The 25,135-nt window shown below is 65.4% G+C and carries 23 protein-coding genes; 18 read left to right on the top strand and 5 right to left on the bottom strand.

The features are described 5' to 3' along the window. Positions 1–359 precede the first annotated feature (359 nt). The 3 genes from PSO31014_RS12295 to PSO31014_RS12285 all read left to right on the top strand — a co-directional run bounded on the left by PSO31014_RS12295 (position 360) and on the right by PSO31014_RS12285 (position 3,457). A complete protein-coding gene (locus PSO31014_RS12295) occupies positions 360–1,493 on the top strand; it encodes an acyl-CoA dehydrogenase family protein (protein WP_150551886.1) in 1,134 nt (377 codons plus the stop codon). Between the two features lie 91 nt (positions 1,494–1,584). Beyond that, complete coding sequence (locus PSO31014_RS22655) at positions 1,585–2,835, top strand: enoyl-CoA hydratase/isomerase family protein (RefSeq protein ID WP_150551885.1); 1,251 nt, start codon at positions 1,585–1,587, stop codon at positions 2,833–2,835. A gap of 64 nt (positions 2,836–2,899) precedes the next feature. Next, positions 2,900–3,457, top strand: coding sequence for a YggT family protein (locus PSO31014_RS12285; RefSeq protein ID WP_150551884.1), 558 nt, complete (start codon positions 2,900–2,902; stop codon positions 3,455–3,457). 63 nt (positions 3,458–3,520) lie between these two features. Here PSO31014_RS12285 and PSO31014_RS12280 read toward each other — a convergent pair whose 3' ends face one another. Next, entirely contained in the window at positions 3,521–3,742 is a 222-nt protein-coding gene (locus PSO31014_RS12280) for a hypothetical protein (RefSeq protein WP_150551883.1), read from the bottom strand. Positions 3,743–4,160: 418 nt separating this feature from the next. On the opposite strand from PSO31014_RS12280, the gene PSO31014_RS12275 reads away from it, so the two are divergent. From PSO31014_RS12275 to PSO31014_RS12210, 14 genes are all read left to right on the top strand, one after another. Beyond that, the gene (locus PSO31014_RS12275; protein ID WP_150551882.1) at positions 4,161–5,267 is read left to right on the top strand and encodes a MurR/RpiR family transcriptional regulator; all 1,107 of its coding nucleotides are present in this window, start codon (positions 4,161–4,163) and stop codon (positions 5,265–5,267) included. Further along, positions 5,264–6,220 (top strand): isoaspartyl peptidase/L-asparaginase family protein, encoded by a 957-nt coding sequence (locus PSO31014_RS12270; protein ID WP_150551881.1) that lies wholly within the window; start codon positions 5,264–5,266, stop codon positions 6,218–6,220. Before PSO31014_RS12275 ends, PSO31014_RS12270 begins: the two co-directional genes overlap by 4 nt. Positions 6,221–6,347: 127 nt before the next feature. Next, positions 6,348–8,234, top strand: a complete 1,887-nt coding sequence (locus tag PSO31014_RS12265) for a dipeptide ABC transporter ATP-binding protein (protein WP_150551880.1) — start codon at positions 6,348–6,350, stop codon at positions 8,232–8,234. A 127-nt stretch (positions 8,235–8,361) separates the two neighbouring features. Continuing rightward, entirely contained in the window at positions 8,362–9,921 is a 1,560-nt protein-coding gene (gene gsiB, locus PSO31014_RS12260; protein WP_150551879.1) for a glutathione ABC transporter substrate-binding protein GsiB, read from the top strand. 98 nt (positions 9,922–10,019) lie between these two features. Further along, the gene (gsiC, locus tag PSO31014_RS12255; RefSeq protein ID WP_150552083.1) at positions 10,020–10,940 is read left to right on the top strand and encodes a glutathione ABC transporter permease GsiC; all 921 of its coding nucleotides are present in this window, start codon (positions 10,020–10,022) and stop codon (positions 10,938–10,940) included. Between the two features lie 10 nt (positions 10,941–10,950). Continuing rightward, positions 10,951–11,859, top strand: coding sequence for a glutathione ABC transporter permease GsiD (gene gsiD / locus PSO31014_RS12250; RefSeq protein ID WP_150551878.1), 909 nt, complete (start codon positions 10,951–10,953; stop codon positions 11,857–11,859). 20 nt (positions 11,860–11,879) lie between these two features. Beyond that, positions 11,880–12,989, top strand: coding sequence for a DmpA family aminopeptidase (locus PSO31014_RS12245; protein WP_246176612.1), 1,110 nt, complete (start codon positions 11,880–11,882; stop codon positions 12,987–12,989). A gap of 24 nt (positions 12,990–13,013) precedes the next feature. Further along, positions 13,014–13,832, top strand: coding sequence for a M55 family metallopeptidase (locus PSO31014_RS12240; RefSeq protein WP_150551877.1), 819 nt, complete (start codon positions 13,014–13,016; stop codon positions 13,830–13,832). A gap of 176 nt (positions 13,833–14,008) precedes the next feature. Further along, positions 14,009–14,890: a DUF4118 domain-containing protein gene (locus tag PSO31014_RS12235; protein ID WP_150551876.1), complete on the top strand. Its 882-nt coding sequence runs from the start codon at positions 14,009–14,011 to the stop codon at positions 14,888–14,890. Between the two features lie 2 nt (positions 14,891–14,892). Continuing rightward, positions 14,893–15,762 (top strand): alpha/beta hydrolase, encoded by an 870-nt coding sequence (locus PSO31014_RS12230; protein ID WP_150551875.1) that lies wholly within the window; start codon positions 14,893–14,895, stop codon positions 15,760–15,762. Positions 15,763–15,882: 120 nt separating this feature from the next. Continuing rightward, positions 15,883–17,085, top strand: a complete 1,203-nt coding sequence (locus tag PSO31014_RS12225; protein WP_150551874.1) for an ABC transporter ATP-binding protein — start codon at positions 15,883–15,885, stop codon at positions 17,083–17,085. Positions 17,086–17,194: 109 nt separating this feature from the next. Beyond that, positions 17,195–18,499 carry an ABC transporter substrate-binding protein gene (locus PSO31014_RS12220; RefSeq protein WP_150551873.1) on the top strand — a complete coding sequence of 435 codons (1,305 nt, stop codon included), beginning with the start codon at positions 17,195–17,197 and terminating at the stop codon, positions 18,497–18,499. Positions 18,500–18,607: 108 nt separating this feature from the next. After that, complete coding sequence (locus PSO31014_RS12215; RefSeq protein ID WP_150551872.1) at positions 18,608–19,483, top strand: carbohydrate ABC transporter permease; 876 nt, start codon at positions 18,608–18,610, stop codon at positions 19,481–19,483. Beyond that, a complete protein-coding gene (locus tag PSO31014_RS12210; RefSeq protein WP_246176611.1) occupies positions 19,480–20,364 on the top strand; it encodes a carbohydrate ABC transporter permease in 885 nt (294 codons plus the stop codon). The genes PSO31014_RS12215 and PSO31014_RS12210 overlap by 4 nt, the downstream gene beginning before the upstream one ends. Positions 20,365–20,469: 105 nt before the next feature. Here the strand turns inward: PSO31014_RS12210 and PSO31014_RS12205 are convergent, their stop codons facing one another. The 3 genes from PSO31014_RS12205 to rarD all read right to left on the bottom strand — a co-directional run bounded on the left by PSO31014_RS12205 (position 20,470) and on the right by rarD (position 22,466). After that, positions 20,470–20,931: a universal stress protein gene (locus PSO31014_RS12205; RefSeq protein ID WP_017233675.1), complete on the bottom strand. Its 462-nt coding sequence runs from the start codon at positions 20,929–20,931 to the stop codon at positions 20,470–20,472. A gap of 266 nt (positions 20,932–21,197) precedes the next feature. Beyond that, positions 21,198–21,452 carry a YgdI/YgdR family lipoprotein gene (locus PSO31014_RS12200; RefSeq protein WP_150551870.1) on the bottom strand — a complete coding sequence of 85 codons (255 nt, stop codon included), beginning with the start codon at positions 21,450–21,452 and terminating at the stop codon, positions 21,198–21,200. A 93-nt stretch (positions 21,453–21,545) separates the two neighbouring features. Continuing rightward, positions 21,546–22,466 carry an EamA family transporter RarD gene (gene rarD, locus PSO31014_RS12195; RefSeq protein WP_150551869.1) on the bottom strand — a complete coding sequence of 307 codons (921 nt, stop codon included), beginning with the start codon at positions 22,464–22,466 and terminating at the stop codon, positions 21,546–21,548. Positions 22,467–22,665: 199 nt separating this feature from the next. On the opposite strand from rarD, the gene hisN reads away from it, so the two are divergent. After that, positions 22,666–23,466 (top strand): histidinol-phosphatase, encoded by an 801-nt coding sequence (gene hisN, locus PSO31014_RS12190; RefSeq protein WP_150551868.1) that lies wholly within the window; start codon positions 22,666–22,668, stop codon positions 23,464–23,466. Between the two features lie 81 nt (positions 23,467–23,547). Here the strand turns inward: hisN and PSO31014_RS12185 are convergent, their stop codons facing one another. Next, positions 23,548–24,879 (bottom strand): MATE family efflux transporter, encoded by a 1,332-nt coding sequence (locus PSO31014_RS12185; RefSeq protein ID WP_150551867.1) that lies wholly within the window; start codon positions 24,877–24,879, stop codon positions 23,548–23,550. Positions 24,880–25,135: the final 256 nt, after the last annotated feature.

The following is a 25,135-nucleotide window of genomic DNA, read 5'->3' as shown; positions in this document are numbered from 1 at the left end:
GGCGCCGTCTTGATCTGGGACGCGGCGCTCACTCGGCATTGGCAAAATTCATCCTAATGCGTGGCGTCGGCGAGAGGCAATGCCCAAACGGGTCAGAGTATGTGAGGGATTTATCCACTCTGTCAGTGGGGACTTGAATGATGACGGGGCTCCCCACCGGGCCAGGCGCTTCGGTGACGCAGACCGAACCGAGGGTTTTACCGAGGGCGGCTTCGTCCGTTTCCGATGGCAATTCCGCTCATGCAATTTGCTGCTTTTGGCTATGGTGCCGACGCGGCGCGATCCCTACACTGATCCCATCGATAGGGCACTGGTGCTGGCGATCCCTTCGGATAACGTCAGGGTGCGGGAGACAGAACATGGATTTCTATACCGAAGACCAACGCATGATTCGCGACATGGCGCGCACGTTTGCCAGCGAGCAGCTTGCGCCAAATGCCGCGCAATGGGATCGCGACTGCGCGTTGCCCGACGCCATGGTCGCGCAAATGGGCGATCTCGGTTTGCTGGGGATGATGGTGCCCGAAACGTACGGCGGCTCGTACACGGATTACACGGCGTATGCCCTGGCGATGGAGGAGATTGCCGTCGGTTGTGCGTCGACAGCCACGATGATGTCCGTTCACAACTCAGTAGGTTGCGGGCCGATTTTGAAATTCGGCACCGACGCGCAGCGTGAGCGTTGGTTGCCGGATCTGGCTGCCGGTCGGAAAATTGGGGCGTTCTGCCTGACTGAACCGCAGGCCGGGTCGGAGGCCAATAATCTGCGAACGCGTGCCGAGCGCCGCGGCGACAAGTGGGTGCTCAACGGCAGCAAGCAGTTCGTGACGAACGGCAAGCGCGCGGCGATCGCCATCGTGTTCGCCGTGACGGACCCCGCGGCCGGGAAGCGCGGCATCTCGGCGTTCATCGTGCCGACGCAGACCCCTGGGTTCGAGGTGGGGCATCCCGAGCACAAGCTGGGCATTCGGGCATCGGATACGTGCCCGATCACCCTCGTCGACTGTGAGGTGGGCGACGATGCGTTGCTTGGCGAACCGGGGCAGGGACTGAAGATTGCGTTGTCCAATCTCGAGGGCGGGCGGATCGGTATTGCCGCGCTCGCGCTCGGCGTGGCGCGCGCGGCGTTCGAAGCGGCGCTGCGGTACTCCGGCGAGCGCCAGCAGTTTGGCAAGCCGATCCGTGAGCATCAGAGTATCGCGAACATGCTGGCGGACATGACGACGCGCATCAACGCGGCAAGATTCCTGATCCTGCATGCGGCGGCGTTGCGCACGCAGGGATTGCCGTGCCTGTCCGAGGCGTCGCAGGCCAAGCTGTTCGCGTCGGAGCTGGCGGAGTCGGTGTGCTCCGACGCCATCCAGATACACGGCGGCTACGGCTATCTCGAGGACTATCCGGTGGAGCGTCACTACCGCGATGCCCGCATCACGCAGATCTACGAGGGCACCAGCGAGATTCAGCGTCAGGTCATCGCCCGCGCGCTGGACTGATCGCGAAACGGCAAACGTGGCAAGCGATCCGGCGACGAATTGATGGGCCTGGCGGCGACGATCGGCGCAGCAGGGCTAAGGGGGAGGGGGAGTGACTCAGCATGAGCGCGCCGTCGAGGCGCAAGACGAAGTGTTGTTCGACGTGGTCAATGGGTTCGGCGTTATCACCCTGAACCGGCCGAAAGCGTTGAACGCGATCACGCACGGCATGGTGCGATCGATGTGGCGCCAGCTCAATGCGTGGGCAGACAACCCCGCGGTGCGGGCCGTGTTGATCGAAGGTGCGGGCGAAAAGGCTTTCTGCGCGGGCGGCGACGTGCGAGCGCTTTATGAAAGCCGCGTGAACGACGCGAGCGATCACCAGGCGTTCTTCATCGACGAATACCGTCTCGACTATCTGATTCACCGGTATCCGAAGCCATATATCGCCTTGCTCGACGGGATTGTGATGGGAGGCGGGATGGGCGTCGCACAAGGGGCGGCGCTGCGCATCGTCACGGATCGCACCCGACTGGCGATGCCGGAGACGGGCATCGGCCTGTTCCCGGACGTGGGCGCCAGTTGGTTCCTCGGGCATCTGGCACCGACGCTGGCGCGCTACCTCGGTCTGACCGGCGCAACCATTACCGCGGCCGACGCCCTGTATTGCGGGCTCGCCGACGTCTGGCTCGAAGGAGACGCGCCGCAGCAATTACGTGCGGCACTCTTGCATTTCGATTGGCCGGAGGGCGCCCCCGCCAGCGATGCGAGGCTCGGCGCGGGCGGGGTTGGGGGCGCAGGACGGGCAGGATCGGCATGCGACGCGAGCGAGGCCCACAATGCCGGCGACGCAAGCCGGGCAGATCGCCATGCGTCGGCATCTGCGTCGGGCGAGCTGCTGGAACGGCTTCGATCCATCATCCTCCCGCTGGGGCGCACGTGGACCGACGCCGCGCCGTTGGCGCACGTGCGGGCCACCCTCGACCGACATTTCAGCGCAATCGACGTGCCGGGGATTGTGGCGTCGCTTGCCAACGACGCGCAGACCCCCTGGACCGTCGACACGTTGGCGTTGTTGCAGCAGCGATCCCCGCTGAGCCTGTGCGTGACCGACCGGCAATTGGCGAAGGGACGTCGGCTCGATCTGGCCGACGCGTTTCGCATGGAGCTGGTGCTGGGATATCACGCGTTCGCGGCCGGTGATTTCGTCGAAGGCGTGCGCGCCCTGCTGATCGACAAGGACAAACAGCCGCGATGGCGCTACGCCACCCTGGATGAAGTCCCGCAGGCACAGGTCGAGGCCTTCTTCGTCTCGCCGTGGCCGCAAGGCGAGCATCCCCTGAAAGCGTTGGGAGATCATTGAACTTCGGCGAACGCATGCGACAATGCCCGCTTTGCGGGGGACCGCACCATCCGTTGGAGTCCAGATGCTTGTCGAAATCGCCCGTCTACTCTTAGACCTCGTCTTCTCGCTATTCGGCGCGTTGTTGCTGTTGCGCGTGTGGATGCAAGCGACGCAGTTGCCTCCGCGCAATCCGCTCTCACAAGGGGTGTTCCAGTTCACCAACTGGATGGTGTTGCCGTTGCGGCGTATCGTGCCGGGCGTGGGCGGCATCGACTGGGCGAGCTTGATCGCCGCGTGGCTGTGCGGCATCGTCTATCTGGTGCTGATCACCGCCGTCGTGGGCGTCTCGCCGGTCGCGGTGTTCCCGCGCGGCTTGCTGGTGGCGTTGGTGTTGGTGGCCAAGTGGGGCGCCAACCTCGTGATGTGGATGACGCTGCTGATGGCCGTGCTGACGTGGGTCAATCCGCGTGCCGCCGCCATGCCGATTCTCCAGCACTTGCTCGACCCGCTGCTGCGCCCGATCCGTCGCGTCATTCCAATGGTCGGCGGCTTCGATCTGTCGCCGTTGGGACTGTTCCTGCTGATGCAGATCCTGCTGATCGTGCTCGCGCGCTTAAGCCTTTTCTTCGCAACGCTCTGACGCTTTGGCGGGCAGCGTCGCTGCCTGCCGACACTCACGGGCGGACATCGTCGGCCGCGGCGTTTACGCGCGCTTTCCGCCCGCTCGCGCCAGACCCAGCCGATGCAAGACGCGGCGACCATCCTCGGTCACGATCACTTTGGCTTGTCCCTCGTCGACATTCACATGCACCAGACGCGCTTGCTCCAGCGCCGCAAGGTCCGGTGGCTCGAGTGCATCGGCGTCGATAGGGCCAAGCGATGCGGCCGCCAGCAACAGCGTGGCGATTTCATGCGGGCTCAGCATGGTCATGCTCCTTGAGGCGAAGGCTTCTCGTCAGCGTACCGGGCAAATGTAAGCCCTCGGCTACGCCATGTTTACCGCACGTTACGACTCGCCTCCGACCCCGCCTCCCCTGAAGATCCTTCGACGGTGCTGTGATGCGGCGGCCTGACGGTTCACGTCGGTCGCAAATCGCCGCGCGGTGACGCCGTACGCCTAACGTCGGATCGCAAAGCGTCCGGCAAGTTCGTACATTCGGGTTTCCCCTAGTATGACCGCTTTTTGCGTCTCGATGGCGGGCTTCCCCCCTATTTTGACAGGGGTTGCCGCGAAACTTGAAGGGATGCGCGCTCGCCTCGCCATCATTTGAACTATTTTTTTTCTTTTGACGGGGTGCCAATGAAAATATACTTTCTTCGTCACCCATAGAACGCCTTGGTCCATGATTAACGCCGATTCGTTGCCCGCCGATTTGCCGCTCACCGAGCGCATCGTGCGCGCCATGCCCGATCTGACGCCCGCGCAGCAGCGCATGGCGGCGTTCGTGCTCGAAAACACGTTTCGTGCGGCGACCATGCGTATCGACGAATTTGCCGATGCCGTCGGCGTGTCGCTCGCCACTGTCAATCGCTTCGCCCGCGCGCTCGGCTTCGACGGCTATCCGCAATGCCGGGCCGCGATGGTGCGCGGGTTCGAGGCGACACTGGCCCCCATCGAAAGCCTGCGCACGAGCAAAGCGCAGGCGAGCGCCAGTGCCGATGTGATGGCGGCGTCTCTGGCGCAGGCCGCCGAGAACCTCGAATGGACGCGTCGCACGCTCGACGCCGGCACTTGCGAGCGTGCCGTCGACGCGATTCTGCAGGCGCGTCGCATCTACGTGCTGGGGCTGGGCGCGAGCGGTTATCTCGCCGGCCTGCTGCATCACGGTCTCGATCCGTACTGTGAGAACGTGCAGGCGGTGGTCGGCGCCGGGGGATCGACGCATGCCGCGCGCCAGCTCTTCAAGCTGCGCGAGGGCGATCTGGTGATCGCGCTCGCCTTCCCGCGATACGTGACGGACACCATCACGCTGTGCCGACGCCTGCGCGGGCGCGGCGTACCCTTGATGGTGCTCACTGACAGCCCGACATCGCCGTTGGCTCCGCTTGGCGACATCGTGATTTTCGTGCGCAGCAAGCCGCGGCTGTCCAGCAACTCGGAAGCGAGCGTGCTGGCGATGATCGACGCCTTGTGCGACGCCGTTGCCCAACGCGCCAAACACGCTGTCGATCGCGCGACGGAACTCACCGACTTCCTGCTGCCGTGGCTCGATTCGTCCTCGCTGGCCCCGGCGGCCACGGCAGGCCGCCTGGCTAACGTGCCGGCGGGATCGGCCGTGGGCCAAGTCGTCACGCCGCAATGCGCGGCGGCCGCCACGGCCACGGCGAAGGTGTTGACCGACGCTGCCACTGCGGCAAGCGTCACGATGCAAAGCCAACCGAACCCGGCCTCACCGGCCACGCCCCGCCTCGCGCCGGGCCGCCAGGACAGAAAGGACAAAGCCTCATGAGTCACGCCCAACGCGCGGTCATCGCCATTCATGGCGGTGCCGGAACCATCAGTCGCGACACCTCGCCGGCGGAAATCGCGGCCTATCACGAGGCATTGGCCGACGCCTTGCGCGCGGGCCAGACCGTGCTCGCCGCGGGCGGATCGGCGCTGGATGCCGTCACCGAAGCCGTGCGTCACCTCGAAGATTGTCCGCGTTTCAATGCGGGACGCGGCGCCGTGTTCACCCACGAGGGCACACACGAACTCGACGCGGCCATCATGGACGGTGCCACGCTCGACGCGGGCGCCATCGCCTGCGTGCACCGCGTGCGCAACCCGATTCTCGCCGCCCGCTCGGTGCTCGAACATAGCCCGCACGTGTTGCTCATGGGCGAGGGCGCGGAAGCCTTCGCGGCGGCCAACGGGGCCGAACTGGTCGAGTCGGGGTACTTTTTCACCGAAGGTCGCTACGCCCAATGGCAACGCGCGCTGGCCGATGCGGCGGTTGCGCTCGACCACGACATGCCGCTCAAGAAAGAGCCGATCGATCCGGACACCAAGTTCGGGACGGTCGGGGCCGTGGCCTGCGACATGCATGGACACGTGGCGGCCGCGACGTCCACCGGCGGCATGACGAACAAGGCCGTCGGTCGCGTGGGCGACACGCCGCTCATCGGCGCAGGGTGCTATGCGAACGACGCGACAGCGGCCGTCTCGGCGACGGGGACCGGCGAGGCGTTCATCCGCACGGTGGCGTGTTACGAAGTGGGCGCGCTGATGGCCTACGCGGGCCTGTCGCTCGCCGATGCCGCCGAGCGCGTGATTCACGAGCGGCTGCCGCGCGTGCAGGGCCGTGGCGGCCTGATCGCCGTCGATGCGCAAGGCAACGTCGCACTGCCCTTCAATACCGAAGGGATGTATCGTGGCGTGGCCCGCGTGGGCGAGACGCCCGTGACGTCCATTCACGAGTAACGCGCAAAGGCGCGGGGCCCGGCCGTCATCGGTCTGGCCCTCGGTATCGCCTTGCATCACTGGGTATCACCCGGCATCACGCCGAATCAAGATTCAGACCAGCAAGCGAAGATTAGCGAGGACAGGCGTGGCAGAGCGCAAGACAACCCCTACGATTTCGTTGCCCGACGAGCGCGTGCTCGACGTGCGCGGCCTTACCGTGCAGTTCGCGACGTCCGAGCGCATGGTCACGGCCGTGCGCGACCTGTCTTTCCATGTTGACCGTGGCGAGACGCTCGCCATCGTGGGCGAGTCGGGTTCCGGCAAGTCGGTGACGTCGCTGGCCGCCATGCGCCTTGTCGAGACCGGGGGCGGACGCATCGCCCAAGGCTCGATGGTCATGCGCCGCCGCAATGGCAAGCTCGTCGACCTCACGCGCGCGAGCGGCAGCACGATGCGCAGCATTCGCGGTGCGGACATGGCGATGATTTTCCAGGAGCCGATGACCTCGCTCAACCCGGTGTTCCCGGTGGGCGAGCAGATTGCCGAGTCCATTCGCCTGCACCAGGGTAAAGATAGCGCCGCTGCGCGTGCCGAAGCGCTGCGCATGCTCGAACTCGTGCGCATTCCCGAGGCGCGCCGCGTGCTGGACCGCTTCCCGCATCAGCTCTCGGGGGGGATGCGCCAGCGCGTCATGATCGCGATGGCGCTGTCGTGCAAGCCGGGCCTGTTGATTGCCGACGAACCCACGACCGCCCTCGACGTGACGATTCAGGCGCAGATCCTGCAGTTGATTCGTGCGCTGCAAGACGAGATGCACATGGGTGTCGTGTTCATCACGCACGACATGGGCGTGGTGGCGGAAGTCGCCGACCGCGTGCTCGTCATGCATCGCGGCGACGCGGTGGAAGAGGGACCGTCGCGTGAGATTTTCGCGGCACCGCGCGAGCGCTACACACAGGCGCTGCTCTCGGCCGTGCCGCGTCTGGGCTCGATGCAGGGGACCGACCTGCCGGCGCGTTTTCCACTGCTGCGCTACGACGCCCCGGCCGACGCCAAGCCCGTAGCGGAAACGCCGCAACCGCCGGTCCGGACCGACGCCGGCCCGATCCTGCGCGTGAAGGATCTGGTCGCCCGCTTCGATGTGCCGTCGGGGTTGTTCGGCGGCGTGAAGCGCCGCGTGCACGCCGTCGAGCGCGTGAGTTTCGATCTGTATCCCGGCGAGACGCTGGGTCTCGTGGGCGAGTCCGGATGCGGCAAGTCGACCACGGGCCGCGCGTTGCTGCGTCTGGTCGCCAGCCAGGGCGGTTCCATCGAATTCGGCGGCAAGCCGATCCAGGATCTCGCCGGTCGCGCCCTGCAGCGGTTGCGCCGCGACATCCAGTTCATCTTCCAGGATCCGTTCGCGTCGCTCGATCCGCGCCTCACCGTGGGCTTCTCGATCATGGAGCCGCTGCTCGTGCACGGCGTGGCCAGCGGTGCCGAGGCCGAGCGGCGCGTGGCCGAACTGCTCGAGCGGGTTGGACTGCCGTCCGATTACGCCCAGCGCTATCCGCACGAGTTCTCGGGCGGGCAGCGCCAGCGTATTGCGATTGCACGGGCGCTGGCCCTCAAGCCGAAGGTCGTGATCGCCGACGAATCCGTCTCGGCGCTCGACGTCTCCGTGCAGGCGCAGATCATCAACCTGATGCTCGATTTGCAGAAGGAGTTCGGCATCGCGTTCCTGTTCATCTCGCACGACATGGCGGTCGTCGAGCGCATCAGCCATCGGGTGGCGGTGATGTTCCTCGGCCAGATCGTGGAGATCGGACCGCGTCGCGCCATCTTCGAAAACCCGCAGCATCCGTACACGAAGAAGCTGATGTCGGCGGTGCCGATTGCCGATCCGTCGCGTCGTCACGCCAAGCGCGAGTTGTTGACGGAGGAGATTCCCAGCCCGATCCGCGCGGTCGGCGATGAACCGCAGGTGCAGCCGCTGGTGGAAGTCGGCGCGGGGCACTTCGTGGCGCGTCACCGCGTGGCGGGCGCTTATTGATTGAAGGTGATTCAGTAGCTCAGGCAGTACCCAGTTGCAGTTCTCGTTGTAGCCACAATGCCCGCCAAGGGACGCAGTCGCAAGACTCGCTCGCGGCGACCCCGTCAGACAAGAAGGAGAAAGACAGATGTCGAAAAACGCTTTGTTGGGCGCTCGCTGGAAAACAGCGATCGCGTCCGTTGCCGTGGCGTCCGCGGTGCTCAGTGCAGCCCCGGCGTTCGCCGCCAAGGATGTCGTGATGGCCGTGCAGTCGACGTTTACGACGATGGATCCGTACGACGCCAACGATACGCTGTCGCAGGCCGTTGCCAAGTCGTTCTACGAGGGCATGTTCGGTTTCGACAAGGACATGAAGCTCATCAACGTGCTGGCCGACAGCTATACGGTGTCGCCGGATGGCCTTGTCTACACGATCAAGCTCAAGTCGGGCGTGAAGTTCCAGGACGGCACGACCTTCGATGCCGCCGCCGTCAAGGCCAACTTCGACCGCGTGACGAACCCGGACAACAAGCTCAAGCGCTATAACCTGTACAAGGAAATCGCCAAGACGGAAGTGGTCGATCCGCATACGGTGAAGTTCACGCTCAAGGAGCCGTTCTCGCCGTTCATCAACACGCTGGCGCACCCGTCGGCCGTGATCATTTCGCCCGAGGCCCTCAAGAAGTACGGCAAGGACATCGCCTCGCACCCGGTCGGCACCGGCCCGTTCGAGTTCGTCGAATGGAACCGCACCGATTACGTGAAGGTGAAGAAGTTCGACGGCTACTGGAAGAAGGGCTATCCGAAGGTCGACACGATCACCTTCAAGCCGGTCGTCGACAACAACACGCGCGCCGCCGTGATGCAGACCGGCGAAGCCGGGTTCGCTTTCCCGCTGCCGTATGAGCAGGCCGCCAGCCTGAAGGCCAGCGGCAAGGTCGATGTGATCGCCGGCCCGTCGATCATCCAGCGTTATGTCAGCTTCAACACCCGCCAGAAGCCGTTCGACGATGTGCGCGTGCGTCAGGCGATCAACTACGCCATCAACAAGGAAGCCTTGGTGAAGGTGGCCTTCGCAGGCTACGCAACGCCGGCCGACGGCGTGGTGCCCAAGGGGGTCGATTACGCCGCCAAGACCGGCCCCTGGCCGTACAATCCGGCCAAGGCGAAGGAACTGCTCAAGGAAGCCGGCTACCCGAACGGCTTCGAGACGACGTTGTGGTCGGCGTACACGTACACCACCGCGCAGAAGGTGATTCAGTTCGTGCAGCAGCAACTGGCGCAGGTCGGCATCAAGGCGCAGGTGCGCGCGCTCGAAGCCGGTCAGCGTGTCGACCTCGTCGAGTCGGCGCCGGATCCCGACAAGGCCCCGGTGCGTATGTACTACGTGGGCTGGTCGTCATCGACGGGCGAAGCCGATTGGGCGCTGCGTCCGCTGCTGGCCTCCGAGTCGTTCCCGCCGAAGCTTTTCAACACTGCGTACTACAAGAACGATGCGGTGGATGCCGACTTCAACAAGGCGCTGCTCACGACCGACCGCGCCGAGAAGACCAAGCTCTACACCGATGCGCAGCAGAAGATCTGGAACGACGCGCCGTGGGCGTTCCTCGTGACGGAAAAGCTGCTGTACGCGCGCAACAAGAACCTGTCGGGCGTCTACACGATGCCTGACGGCTCGTTCAACTTCACCGATATCTCGATGAAGTAAGCGCCGCGCGCAAGTGTGACGTGCCCGCGCCGCCAGCATTGGCCGGCGGCGCGGTTTACCGCAAGACATGGTTTGGCAAGACGTTCGGCAAGACTGCGATGCTCAATTACTCTCTCAAGCGCCTGTTCGGCCTGATTCCCACGCTGCTGATCGTGGCTGTGCTGGTGTTCGCCTTCGTGCATATGTTGCCGGGCGATCCGGCGCGTCTGGCCGCCGGTCCGCAGGCGGACGAGGCGACCGTGGCGCTGGTGCGCCAGGATCTCGGCCTCGACAAGCCGTTGCTCACGCAGTTCACGACCTTTATCACGCACGCGGTGCGTGGCGACTTCGGGCTGTCGATGCGCAGCAAGCAGCCGGTCTCCGAAGAGATCGGCAGCCGCTTCATGCCGACGTTGTGGCTCACGCTGGTGAGCATGATCTGGTCGGTGATCATCGGCATGGGCCTCGGGGTCGCCTCGGCCGTCTGGCGCAACCGCTGGCCCGACCGGCTGGGCATGACGTTTGCCGTCTCCGGTATTTCGTTCCCGGCCTTCGCGCTGGGGATGCTGCTGATGCAGGTCTTTTCAGTGCAGCTCGGCTGGCTGCCCACAATGGGCGCCGATTCGTGGAAGAGCTATATCCTGCCCTCGATCACCCTCGGGGCGGCGGTGTCGGCCGTGATGGCGCGCTTCACCCGCTCGGCGTTCGTCGACGTGTTGCACGAAGACTTCGTGCGCACGGCGCGCGCGAAGGGGCTCAATGAAATGCGCGTGGTCTTCAAGCACGCGCTGCGCAACGCCATGATTCCCGTCGTCACCATGATGGGCTTGCAGTTCGGTTTCCTGCTCGGCGGCTCGATTGTCGTCGAGGTGGTCTTCAACTGGCCGGGGCTCGGGCGTCTGCTGATCGATTCGGTCGAGATGCGCGACTACCCGGTGATCCAGGCGCTGGTGCTGCTGTTCTCGCTCGAGTTCATTCTGATCAACCTCGTGGTCGACGTGCTGTACGCCGTCATCAACCCGACCATTCGCTACAAGTGAGGCACGCACCATGAACGCGGGTCAACCGACTACTACCGCCAACGCCACGGCCTCCGCCAGCCAAACGCGCGTGCGCACGCCGTGGCGTGAGTTCTGGCGCAAATTCAAGAAGCAGCACATCGCCATGGTCGCCGGGGCGTTTGTGCTCGCCCTCGTCATCATCGCGATTCTCGCGCCGCACCTCGTGCCGTTCGATCCGGAGAACTACTTCGATTACGACGCCCTGAACGCCGGGCCGTCGGCAACGCATTGGTTCGGCGTCGATTCGCTGGGGCGCGACATCTTCAGCCGCGTGCTCGCGGGCTCGCGCATTTCGCTGGCCGCCGGGTTCGGCTCGGTCGCCCTCGGTGCGGTGATCGGCACGGTGCTCGGACTGCTCGCGGGCTATTACGAAGGCTGGTGGGATCGCATCGTCATGCGCATTTCCGACGTGCTTTTCGCGTTCCCGGGCATTCTGCTCGCCATCGGCGTGGTGGCCGTGCTGGGTAACGGCATGATCAACGTGATCGTCGCCGTCGCCATTTTCTCGATCCCGGCCTTCGCGCGGCTCGTGCGCGGCAACACGCTGGTGCTCAAACATCTGACGTATATCGAAGCGGCGCGCTCCATCGGGGCGTCGGACTGGACGATCATCATGCGGCACATCCTGCCGGGCACGGTGTCGTCCATCGTCGTGTATTTCTCGATGCGTATCGGCACGTCGATCATCACCGCCGCGAGTCTGTCGTTCCTTGGTCTGGGGGCGCAACCGCCCACGCCGGAGTGGGGGGCCATGCTCAACGAAGCCCGTGCGGACATGGTCAACGCCCCACACATTGCCATCTTCCCGAGCCTGGCCATTTTCCTGACCGTGCTCGCGTTCAACCTGCTGGGCGACGGCCTGCGCGACGCGCTCGATCCGAAGCTCGATCGGCATTGATGTCTGCGCAGGAGCGCCGCATGATACCGTCGACGGACCCGCGCGAAGCCTTGTTCGGTGCGCCCTACGTGGGGCATCTGCCGGCGGGGCCGCGCCATGCGATCACGGACGTGCCGGGCGTGTACGTCGGTCATGCCACGCTCGCGCAAGGCCCGGTGCAGACGGGCGTGACAGTGGTGTGCCCGACGCCCGCCAACGCTGCCGCCGCGGCAGTGCCCGACGCCGGCTGGGATCCGTTCCGGGACAAGATTCCGGCGGCCGCGGCCGTCATCAACGGGTTCGGCAAGAGCGTCGGTTTGATGCAGATCGACGAACTCGGCGTGCTCGAGGCGCCGGTGGCGCTCACCAACACGTTTTCCGTCAGTCACGTGGTGCTTGGCCAGTTGCGCGCGGCGATCGCGGCGAATCCGGACATCGGCCGTGGCAGCCCGTCGCTGAATCCGACGGTGCTCGAATGCAACGACGGTTATCTCAACGATATGCAGGCGTTTGCCGTGACCGAGGCGCACTATGCGCAGGCGCTGGCGAACGCGTCGCGCGATGTCGCGCAAGGCGCGGTCGGCGCGGGGCGCGGCATGTCGAGCTTCGGCCTCAAGGGCGGTGTCGGCTCCGCGTCGCGCATGCTCGAGACGGCCGGGGCGACCTTTACCGTCGGCGTGCTCGTGCTGTCGAACTTCGGCCGTCCGTCGCAACTGACGATCGCCGGCCGTCATGTCGGGCCGGTGCTCGACGCGCGTCTGGCGCAGCCGGCGCTGAGCGCGGCGCCTGAGCGCGGCTCCATCATCATGCTGGTGGCCACCGACGCGCCGCTCGATGCGCGCCAGTTGCGCCGGGTCGCCACGCGTACCGGTGCCGGCTTGGCGCGCACCGGGTCCGTGTACGGCCACGGCAGCGGCGATGTCGCACTCGCCTTCACCACGGGCTATACGGTGTCGCATGACGCGACGGGCCGCGTTGCCCCCGCCGCGCTTGTGCCGGACGCCTTGCTCGATCCGATTTTCCAAGCCACGGCGGACGCCACCGAGCAGGCGATCCTGCACGCGCTCTTTGCGGCCGAGTCGGTGCTCGGGCGCGACGCGCACGTGCGCCGTGCCCTCGCCGACGTGCTGCCCGACTGGGCCTCGCTGTAAGCCTTTCACGACATAGCCGACATCATGCGAATCCTGATCTCCACCGATATCGAAGGCGTCGCGGGCGTCTTCCACGCCGAACAGACCCGGGCGGGCAACGGCGAATACGAACGTGCGCGTCGCTGGATGACGCGCGAGGCAAACGCGGCGGTCGAAGGGGCGTTTGCGGGCGGGGCCACCGAAGTGATGGTCAACGATTCGCACGGCGGTTTTCGCAACCTGCTGCCGGACGAACTCGATCCGCGCGCTCGACTCGTGCTGGGCAAGCCGCGTTATCTCGGCATGGTGGCCGGTGTGGAAGCCGGTTGCGATGCGCTCTTCATGATCGGCTACCACAGCCGATCGCAGAGCGCCGGGATCCTGGCCCATACGATCAACAGCTTCGCCTTTGCACGCGTGTGGCTGGCGGGGGAGGAAGCGAGCGAGGCCATGCTGTACGGCGCGCTCGCCGGCGAGCGCGGCGTACCGATGGTCATGGCCAGCGGCGACGACGTCTTCTGCGAAGAGACGCAACTGATCTTCCCCCATGCGCATTACGTGCAGACGAAAGCGGCCTGGGGGCAGGGCAGCGGCATGACGCTCAACCCGAGCCAGTCGTGCGACCTGATCCGCGACGCCGCCAAGGCATCGCTCGCGGATCCACGCACGTGGCATGCCTACCGGGTCGAGACACCCGTCGAGGTGCGCCTGCAGGCGCAGACCCCCGCGTTGGCCGATCTCTTCTGCCAGTGGCCGACGCTCGAGCGCGTCGACGGCGTGACGCTGCAATTCGTCGCGCCAAGCGTCGAGGCGGCGGTGCGGGTACTGAACTGCCTCTCGGCGATGTCGTTCATGCTGCGCTGAGTGCCGTTTTGGCGCCGCCTCCCGTCCCATGTTGTTAAGGTGCCACTGAATTAGGGTTCGCCGTCACGAAATGTCAATGCCTGGCATGCGATAATCCGTAATATTTCGTAACGGCGGCGCCGTGTGATCGGTCGCCCCCTGGATTCTTGAGCACCGGCGGGGCCGGGCGAGGCATCATGGAAATCAGAAACGCCCGACGGTGGGCGGAACCCGGCGCGAAGCGTTACGTTGGGGCGTTGCTTGTGGTTTTTGCTGCATTTCTCGTGCGCAGCCTGCTGCATCCGGTGCTCGATCACTCGATGCCGGGCATCTTCTTTACTTGCGCCGTCATCATTGTCGAATTCACATGGGGACTGGGGCCGGCGATCATGGCCATGATCATCAGCATCCCGATTTTCGACTTCTTCTTCGTGCCGCCGTTTCGCGACATCGTTCAGTTCGACCGGCGCGATGTGCTGATCGTCTCCGGCTTCCTGTTGATTACGCCGCTTGCCGTCGTGCTGATCGAGCGCCTGCGTCGTGCCCAGTATCGCGCCGAGCTGATCGCGGAGGTCGCGCAGACGCGCTACGAGATGCTGCTGCGCGCCGAAAACGAGCGCATGGTTCTGTCCGACTCGGTGCAACTGGGCAATGCGTTGATGACGTATCTGACGAAGCACCTCGATACGATCTTCTATCTGTCCAATCCGGCCACGCGTTACGAGTTCATCGACGAGCATTTCCGCCGCGCGACGGGGGTCGCGCCCGACGTCGTCAAGCGCGAGGGGTTGCGCGCGCTGCTGCATCCAGAGGACGCACAGCGTATGGCGGGGCTGTTTGCCGTCGATGGCGAGCGCCCCCATCATGGCGCGCACAATCTGCGCATCCGCACGCGCGACGGCGGCTACGAGATGTGCCATTGCGAACTACAGTATTTTCGCGCGAACGTTGGCACATACGTGATTTTGCGCTTGCATGCGGGGCCGACCGTGCGTCCGGTCGCGCCGTTGCAGACACTCACACCGGCGGCCAATGCGCGCGATGTCATCGAGACGCCCGTCGTCTCCGGCGGGATTTGACGATGTTCCAGGAAGATATTTTCTACAAGGGCGGCGAACACGCGGTGCTGATGCTGCCGGGGCTCTCGAGCACGCCGCTCGAAATGCGTCCGGTGGCGAAGGCGTTGCATCGCGAGGGCTACACCGTCTGGGTACCGCACATCGAAGGCTACGGACTCGGCGGGCCATGCACGGACTGGCGCGCCTGGATTGCCGCCGCGCGGGCGAAGTATCGTGAACTGCGGGCGACGCACGAGATGGTGTCGCTGTGCGGCTTGTGTATCGGCGCCACGTTGAGCCTGGCCGTCGCGGAGGAGGAACCGGATGTGACAGCGCTCTCGCTGCTCTCCGTCACCCTCGTGTACGACGGCTGGACCATCCCGTGGTATTACCCGCTCATCGATCTGGGCTTCCATACGCCGTTGCGCCATTACTATCGTTATCGCGAGCGAGCGCCGTTCGGCCTGAAGAATGAGGTGCTGCGAGCACGCGTGGCGAAATCGATGTCGCTGCACGATGCGTCCGAAATCGGTGCGGCGTCGCTGCCGCTTGCGCACCTGTATCACGCGCGGCGTCTCGCCGCGCACGTGCGCGCGCGTCTGGCTCGGGTGACGGCGGATTGTCTCGTCATTCACGCGGTGGACGACGACACGTCGAGCCCGCACAACGCGCGCATCGTCTACGACGGGGTGTCGTCCAAGGTGAAGCAGAAGTGCCTGCTCGGCGAGAGCTATCACATTCTGACGATGGACAACGAGCGCGAAACCGTTGCCGACGAGACGCGCCGCTTCTTCCGCGACGCCGTGGCGCGCCGTACCGGTGCCGCCACGTCCGAGACGCGCATCATCTCGAAGGCGTTGCTGCGCGCCAAGCGCCGGCAGTCCGCCGCCTGACCGAACGCGCCGATGGCCGGCGCGTGGTGTCATCAAACTGCCATCGATGGGCGGTTATGGTCGTGGTTTTCCGATACGGCCACCCGCGTTAGTTGAGGGTGGCGCCGCGCTCATCCGGCCATGTCCTCGCTCATCATCGAATCCGTCTGCAAGCAGTGGGGCAATACACATGCGCTCGACGGTGTGAGTTTCACCGCCGAAGCTGGCTCGCTGGTGGTGCTGCTGGGCCCGTCCGGCTGCGGTAAGTCGACCCTGTTGCGCATGATCGCAGGCCTCGATACGCCGAGCGCCGGGCGCATTCTGCTTGGCGGCACCGATGTGACCGCGCTGCCACCTGCGCGTCGCAAGCTCTCGATGGTGTTCCAGTCGTACGCGCTCTTCCCGCACCTCTCGGTGCGCGAAAACCTGTTGTTCGGGCTTCGCGTGCGCGGCGAACCGGCGCGCGAGTATCCGCAGCGCCTGGCGCGCGTGGCGTCTTTGCTCGGGCTGGCGCCGTACCTCGAGCGCAAGCCGTCGCAACTCTCGGGGGGGCAGCAGCAGCGTGTGGCGCTGGGCCGCGCCGTGATTGCCGAGACGTCCGTGTGTCTGATGGACGAACCCCTCTCGAATCTCGACGCCCAACTGCGTCAGGAAATGCGTCGCGAGATCCGGGCGCTGCAACAGCAGCTCGGCATGACGCTCGTCTACGTGACCCACGATCAAACCGAAGCGATGAGCATGGCCGATCAGGTCGTGCTGCTGCGAGATGGCCGCATCGAGCAGTGCGGTGCCCCGCACGTGCTCTACGCCACCCCCGCGACGCGCTTTGCCGCGAGCTTCATCGGCACACCGCCGATGCGGTTGTTGCGTCTCGTCCGCCATGGCGACGCCCTGGTGCCCGCCGGACAGACCGGCCCGGCGCTGGTGGCGGCCGGTGCGCGCGACGCCGCGCTGCTCGGCCTGCGCCCGGAGCATGTGTGCGCGGTTCCGCCCACGTCGCTGGGCGCAGTGCTCGCCAGAGTGAGCGCCATCGAATACCTGGGCGCGGACACGCTCGTCGCTTGCACGCTCGGCGACGCGGGCGAGATCACCACGCGGGTGCCTGGTCATCGGCCGTTCGCCGTGGGCGACGCCATCGGTCTGCAATGGGCGGCGACCGACCAACATCTGTTCGACGCGACCACCGGGGAACGCCTCGTGACGGGCGCAGCGGGCCGCGTGGCGATCGACGCTGCCGAGTCTGTCGTTGCAAGCGCCGTCTGCGCGCCGCAGGCCGCGCATGCACCGGCGTTGCCGCTCGCGGGGGCCGCCGTGACGCTGCGAAACCCAGAACAACACGTCTGACGCGAGGGCGGCCACCGGCCCTGGCGCATCGGGTCGGTGCGGCGCGACGGCGGCCCTGCGTCGACAACCTGTCACATCACCACAACGCTTACATGGGGAACCCAACGATATGCGACGCACGATTCTGAAAACGTTTGCGGCCAGTTTGGCCGCGCTGGCATTGGGTGGCCTGAGCGGCTCGGCCATGGCGCAGACGAAGCCGGTGGAACTCACGTTCTATTACCCGGTGGCCGTCGGCGGTCCGGTGACGAAGATCATCAACGATCTGGTGGCCGACTTCGAAAAGGATCATCCGAACATCAAGGTCAAGCCGGTGTATGCCGGGACTTACCAGGATTCCGTAGTCAAGGCCCTGACAGCCGCGAAGGCCGGCACGCCGCCGCAACTGGCCGTGCTCGCTGCCGCCGACGTGTTCACGTTGATCGACGAAGACGCGGTGGTGCCCATCGACAGTATCGCCAACACGCCGGCCGACAAGCAGTGGCTCGACGGCTTCTACCCGGCGCTGATGTTGAACTCGCGCGTCAACGGCCACACGTGGGGTGTGCCGTTCCAGCGCTCGACCATCGTCATGTACTGGAACAAGGACATGTTCCGTGAGGCGGGTCTCGACCCGGACCGCGCGCCGGCGAACTGGGCCGAACTGGCCAGCGACGCGCAGAAGCTCACCAAGCGCGACGCATCGGGCAACGTGACGCAATGGGGTATCAAGGTGCCGTCCGTGGGCTTCCCGTATTGGCTGTTCCAGGCGTTCACCACGCCGGCGGGTATCGAACTGATGAATCCGTCGGGGACCAAGACGTTCCTGAACGCGCCGCAGGCCGTCGAGTCGCTGCAATACTGGGTCGATCTTGCGACGAAGTACAAGGCGATGCCGACGGGGGCGATCGAATGGGGCACTACGCCGAAGGACTTCCTCGAGAAGAAGGCGGCCATCATCTACACGACCACCGGCAACCTGACCAACATCCGGACCAACGCCACGTTCCCGTTCGGTGTCGGCAAGATGCCGGCCAAGGTGCGCGGCGGCAGTCCGACGGGCGGCGGCAACTTCTACGTCTTCAAGAAGACCTCGCCGGAAGAAAAGCAGGCGGCGATGACGTTCATCAAGTGGGCCACTTCGCCTGAGCGCGCGGCGCAGTTCGGTATCGACACGGGCTACGTGGCCGTGACGCCGGCGGCTTGGGAAACCCCGGCGATGAAGCAATATGTGCAGAAGGTGCCTGCTGCGGCCGTGGCGCGCGATCAGCTCGCGGTGAGCGTGGCCGAGTTCTCGACGCACGACAACCAGCGCGTGACGAAGGCCCTGAACGACGCCCTGCAAGCGGCGCTCACCGGCACCAAGTCGCCCAGGCAGGCGCTGGACGACGCGCAACGTGAAGCGGATCGCATCCTGCGTCCGTACGCTCGATGAGTCTGGCGCTCGCCCGACTTCGCTGTCAGTCTCGTTGAAATGCGGGGCCCTGAACGTCGCGGCGATCGCGATCTTCACGGCCTCGCGTGTTGAATCGATGGACCGTCGATGAATCGCTCTTCTGCTTCGTGGGTGCCCTGGCTGCTGTTGTTTCCGGCGCTGGTGCTGCTCGTCGCCTTCACCCACTATCCGGCCGTCGCCACGCTGTGGCATAGCTTTTTCTCAACGGCCCGCGCCGGGATGCCGTCCGTCTTTGTCGGCACCGAGAATTATCGGCTGCTGATCGACGACCCGGTCTTCTGGCAGGCGCTGCGCAACAACCTGCTGTTCGCGCTGGTCACCGTGCCCGCCGCGATTGCGCTCGCGATCGTCATGGCGCTGTGGGTGCACCGGCAGGTGCCGGGGCGCGCGTTATTGCGCCTCGCGTACTTCACGCCCGCGATTTTGCCGATGATCGCCGTGGCGAATATCTGGCTGTTCTTCTACACGCCGCAGTACGGTCTCATCGCGCAGATTTCGCAGGCGCTCGGGTGGGGCGATCACAACTGGCTCGGGCAACCCGACACCGCACTCCCGGCGCTGATGGTCGTGACGATCTGGAAAGAGGCTGGGTTCTTCATGATCTTCTACCTGGCCGCACTGCAACAGATTTCGCCCACCCTTGGCGAGGCGGCGGCGCTCGAAGGCGCCTCGCGCTGGCAGTTCTTTCGCCGCGTTCAGTGGCCGTTGCTCATGCCCACGACCGTGTTCGTGGTGATCAATGCCGTCATCAACGCGTTCCGTCTCGTCGATCACATTATCGTGATGACGCGCGGCGGACCCGATAACGCCACGCAACTGCTTCTGTACTACATCTATCAGGTAGCGTTCAGTTTCTGGGATACCTCATACGCGGCAGCGCTCACCGTGGTTTTGCTCACGCTGCTCGCCGTCGTCGCCTTCGTGAAATTCCGTCTGCTCGACTCACGCACGCATTATCAATGACGACCTCTGCCAGCCCGACCACGCCCCCACGCAAGCCCGCAAAGCCAGGTGCCGCCCTTGCGGCGTTCTCCGCAACCGGTCAGACGACGCCGCTCGACGTCGTCGGTGCATGGCTGCTTGGCCTGGTGTGGCTGCTGCCGTTGCTCTATGCGCTGTGGAGCGCGTTCCATCCGTCGGCCTACGCCACGCACTTCTCCATGAGTGCGCCGCTCACGCTCGCGAATTTCGAGCACGCATGGCAGGCTGCCCCGTTTGGGCGCTATCTCGTCAATACCTTCGTTCTGGTGACGGTGATCCTGGCGGCGCAACTCGTGCTGGGCACGCTCGCGGCGTATGCCTTTGCCCGCTTCACGTTTCGCGGCAGCGAGGTGGCGTTCATGGTCGTGCTGCTCCAACTGATGGTCATGCCCGACGTGCTGATCGTCGAGAACTATCGCACGATCGCCTGGATGGGACTGCGCGACACGATCTTCGGCATTGCGCTGCCGTACTTCGCGTCGGCGTTCGGCATTTTTCTGTTGCGTCAGGCGTTCAAGACCGTGCCGCGCGAATTGGACGACGCGGCGCGCGTGGAAGGCGCCAACGCGTGGCAGGTGCTCTGGCGCGTGTATGTGCCGCTCGCCCGCCCAGTGTATGTGGCCTACGCGCTGGTGTCGATCAGTCACCACTGGAACAACTTCCTGTGGCCGCTCATCGTCACGAACTCCGTCGAGACCCGTCCGCTCACGGTCGGCCTGCAGGTGTTCGCGTCGACCGATCAGGGCATCGACTGGACGATGATCACGGCCGCGACGCTGATGACCGCCGCACCGCTGTTCGTCGCATTTCTGCTCTTTCAGCGCCAGTTCGTGCAGTCGTTCATGCGTGCAGGGATTCGTTGAAAGGCATGGCTGCGCGCGACGTCGCGCGACCGCTATAAGCAAAACGGCACGCTGGGGAGCGTGCCGTCGCGTCGCTTGCGCCGGCGAAGCCGGGCGCTTGCAGGCTTACTTGTCGGTGGCCTTGACCAACAGGATCGGCAGCGTGGTGATGCGCAGCAGCGTTTCGGCAACGCTCCCCAGCAGCAGTCGGTTGATGCCGCGGCGGCCGTGCGTGCCGAGCACGATCACGTCGGCATTCCACGCTTGCGCTTCGCGCAGCACTGCGTCGGCAATTTCGTCGGTGCCGGCTTCGAGCGTAATCATGTTCGTCTCGGCATCGACCCCGCGCTGCTTCAGGTCGGTTTGTGCCTTGGCCAGAATTTCCGCCGTTTCCTTCTCGAACGACTCCTGACTCTCCAGCGGCACGAAGCCGCTGTAGGCGCCGGCGGCGTAGGCGTTGGCGAGCGAGGGAACGACCGACACCAGGCGAATCTTGCCCTGGCTGAGCGCCACGAGCTTGACGGCTTCATCGATGGCGCGGTTCGAGGGCGTGCTGCCGTCGATCGAGACCAGAATGCGTTCGTACATGATGGTGTCCTTTATGTGCGGGAAATGCGTGAAGGTTTGGCGCCTGGGCGGCATCGCGACCACGATGCACGACAATTCGTTGGAATATTTTCATTCTCGCATCGCGGGCATCGAAAGTCATCCCGCGACATGGCGCGGTATTGACCGCACGCAAGCATCCATCGGAATGTCACGGGTCGGTGCGTATCCGCCGGGGGCGACTCGCGTGGAGAAGGGAAGGGTGTTTCAACGTCCGGAACGCCGGGCGGCCTTGGGGACCGCGTGACTTAGTTCGGCCGGCAGGCGATCACGAGATGGGCGACACCGCCCGTCACGTCGCGCGTGAGGACGTCGTAGTCCTTTTGTGCGCATTGCGTGCGGGCGCGCTGGTCGCAGTCGCCGGCAGTGCTGGCCGAGCACCGAATTTGCTGGGTGGGGCGCCCGTCCGAGGTGAACAGCGGGGCCGACGAGCTGCAAGCCGACAGCGCAACCGTCATAAGCCCCGAGGCGAGCAGCGTGGCGATCTTGGCGAGATTTGTCATAGAGGTCGTCTTATAAGCTCTCGGGAGTATAGCGCGGCGCCGCGACGTTGCTGCGCAAGGCCGCCCGCCTTTGGGGCGACGCCTCGAGCGGGCTCAACGGGGCGTGTCGGCACGCGTGGCAACACTGGCCCGTCGCTGGCGGCGCAGCGTGCGCAGACTGTCGAACACGATGAGCGCAACGCCGAACCAGATGGGCACGTACGTCCACAGTCCGCGCGCCGTGAAAGGCTCGCCAAGCACGAAGATCGACACGGCGAACAGCAGCACCGGCTCCACGTACCCGAAAATGCCGTACAGGCCGATGGGCAGCAAGCGCGCGGCACCCAGTGTGCTCGCCAGTGCGCTGGCGCTGAGCAGGCCGAGCGCGGGCAGCCAGAACCAGTAGCGCGGCTCGCCGAGCACCGTGACGTTTTGCGGCCACGCCTGCCAGAGCACGAAGACGGCCACCGGCGTCATCGCGAGCACTTCCATGATGAAGCCGCTGAGCGCGTCGAGCCGCAGCCGGCGGCGCAGCAGAAAGTAGGGCGGATAGCCGAACACGATGAGCGCCGTGACCCAGGACAAGGCGTGCGTCACCCAGAGTTCGTGCGCGACGCCCAGCGCGGCGACGATGACGGCCGCCGTCTGCAGCCGGCTCAGACGCTCGTGATAAAACGTGCGGCCAGCGAGCACCATCGTGAGCGGCAAGAGAAAGTAACCGAGCGAGACGTCGAGCAATCGCTGTTGCAGCGGTGCCCAGACGAACAGCCAGAGCTGAACGCCCAGCAGCGCCGAGCACAGCAGCACGGCGCCGAGCAGCGCAGGGCGATGCAACACATGCGAGAGCGTGCTGCGCAGCACATGCCACCGGCGCAGTGCCGTCACGATGACGAGCGTGCCGGGCAGCGTGAGCAGCATGCGCCAGGCGAAGACGTCCAGCCCGGACAGGGGCGCCAGTTGCGCGACGAGCGCCGGCATGACGGAAAACATGACGGATGCCGAGACAGAAAGCATCACGCCGCGACCGGAAAGCATTGGGGGTCCTGAGAGCGGGGGCAAGAAAAGGGCGAGGCCCGGGTCAGATCGCGAGCATAGCAAATTCGCACCAGATCGGGGCGAGCCTGCCGTATCGCAGCGGAACCGTCGGCGACGCCCGCGAACGCGTATGATCGCGATTCGTCGAGCGTTTTCCATTATTGCCGCCGCGTGCGGCCTCTTTGCAGGAGATTCGTGCATGTCGTGCGTACCCGCTGTTGCCGAGTATGCGGCTTTCGCCGCTTCGATGGCCGATGCCGTGAGACCGCTGTCGTTGGGGTGGTTTCGCCGGCGGCTGGCGGTTGACGACAAGGCCGATGAGAGCCCGGTCACGATTGCGGATCGCGAGGTCGAGACGGCGCTGCGCGCGCAGATTGCAGCGCGCTATCCGTCGCACGGCATCTGGGGCGAAGAGTTCGGCAAGCAGGGCGTGGACGCGGAATTCGTCTGGTCGATCGATCCCATCGACGGCACGCGCAGCTTCATCACGGGGCACCCGCTATGGGGCACGTTGCTCGCCCTGTTGCACCACGGCAAGCCGGTCGTCGGCCTGATCGACATTCCGGCGACCGGCGAGCGCTGGATCGGCGTGAACGATGCCGCAAGCAGCGTGCGCGAGGCCCGCTTCGGCGGTGCGGTGTGCGCCACCAGCCCGGTGACGACACTGGCCGACGCCACCGTCTATGCGACATCGCCCGACATCTTCGACGCGGCGGAGTATGCGCAATTCGAGCGGTTGACGAAGGCTGTCAGCCGTCGCCGCTTCGGCGGAGATTGCTACGCCTACGGGCTTCTGGCGAGCGGACACATCGAATTGGTCATGGAAGCGGGATTGCAGACCTACGACTATCTGGCCGTGGCGCCGGTGGTCGAGGCGGCCGGCGGCGTTATCACCGATTGGGAGGGCCGGCCGCTTACGCTCACCTCGCAGGGGCGCGTGCTGGCCGCCGGGAATGCCGAGCTGCACGCCGCCGCGCTGGCGTGTATTCGCGCGGACTGAGGCCGTCGACAGTAGTTATCGCCTGATCGTCGTTGCGGGTCATGGTGGCTGGCCGTCGTCGCCGGTCATCCTGCTGGCGGGTTACGTGATCGGGCGCGCAAGCCCCTGCCAGATGCGCGGCAGCAAGACCCCCAGCACGATGCCGCGCGTCGCGAGAAATGCCATAAGGGCGACCCACAAGCCGTGATTGCCCCAGGCATCGAGCGTGAACGGCATGACCGCGCCAAAGACCAGCAGGCCGATCAACGAGGACGTCAGCAGTTCCCTCGTACGCGTCGCGCCGATGAATACGCCGTCGAGCTGGAAGCACCACACCGCCACGAGCGGCGAGAGCACGGCCCAGGGCAGGAATTCGCGCGCGGTCGTGCGCAGTGCCGGCTGATCGGTCAGGGCATCGATGATCGCGCCACCCGCCACGGCGTAGACGAGGGCAAACGCGACGGCGCAGCCCAGCGCCCAGCCCAGCGACAACCGGATGGCATGCAGCAGCGCCGCTCGCTGACGCGCACCGACATAGGCGCCCACAAGGGCTTCGGCCGCGTGGGCGAAGCCGTCGAGGCCGAACGCCATGAACGTCTGGAAGTTCAGCAGTAGCGCGTTGGCGGCGAGCGTGACGTCGCCAAGTCTTGCGCCCACGCGAGCGAACCAGGCAAAGGCGAGTTGCAGAAACAGCGTGCGCAGGAAGATATCGAGATTGAGCCGCAGCAAGCGCCACAGGGCGCCGCGCTCGACCAGCGTGGCCAGTCGCAGCGGCGGCAAGCCGGGCGTACGTGCGAGCCAGAGCAGCCATGCGCCCAGCGCAAAGCCGAGTACGTCGGCCAGCGCGGTTGCCCTTGCGATGCCTGCCACCCCCCAGTCGAAGCCGCGCACGAAGATCAACACCGCCACGATGTTCACGAGATTGATGAACACCTGCACGGCAAGCCCTTGCCGCACGCGTTGACACGCCAGCAGGTAGCCGAGCACCACGTAGTTGCCAAGCGCCAGCGGTGCGGCGAGCACGCGGATGCTCGCATATTGGCGTGCTAAGGATTGCACTTGGGCGCTTCCCCCCAGCCACGACACCCCCAGCGACACCAGCGGTTCGCGAAAGACAAGCAACACGGCGCCAATCGCGACCGCCAGCGTCAGCGCACGTGCGAGCGTGTCGCGCAGACGCTCGGCGTCGCCGGCACCGAACGCTTGTGCCGCGAGGCCCGTGGTGCCCATGCGCAGGAACGAGAAGCCCCAGAAGAGCAGGTTCAACAGCAGCGCACCAAGGGCGACGCCGCCCAGATAAGCGGCACCCGGCAGATGACCGGCCACGGCTGTGTCGACGGCCGAGAGCAGGGGCTGAGTGAGATTGGCGAGCACGATAGGCACCGCCAGACGAAGCAGTTGCCGGTGGCCGACGGCCGCAGGGGCAGGGTTCATGAGTGAGCTGGGAGGAGGCCGGTCAGGGCGGTCGCCATCGAATCGGGGAATCGGGTAATCCGCCAATCCGGGAAAGCGGGAAGGCGGGAAACCCGGTATTCAGGAAGCCGCAAGCGGCGGCAGGTTGCGAGTGCGCCGATTATAAGGTCTGGCAGCCGTCCGGGCGATCAGGGCCGTGCCATTCCCGAACGGTACAATGCCCGACGTTTCCGTTCGTCATCAAAGGCCGCATATGCCGTCTTCGCCGTCCTCTCGC

The organism is Pandoraea soli (assembly GCF_902459595.1).
Classification (GTDB): Bacteria; Pseudomonadota; Gammaproteobacteria; order Burkholderiales; family Burkholderiaceae; genus Pandoraea; species Pandoraea cepalis.
This window is presented reverse-complemented; position numbering and strand designations above follow the sequence as displayed.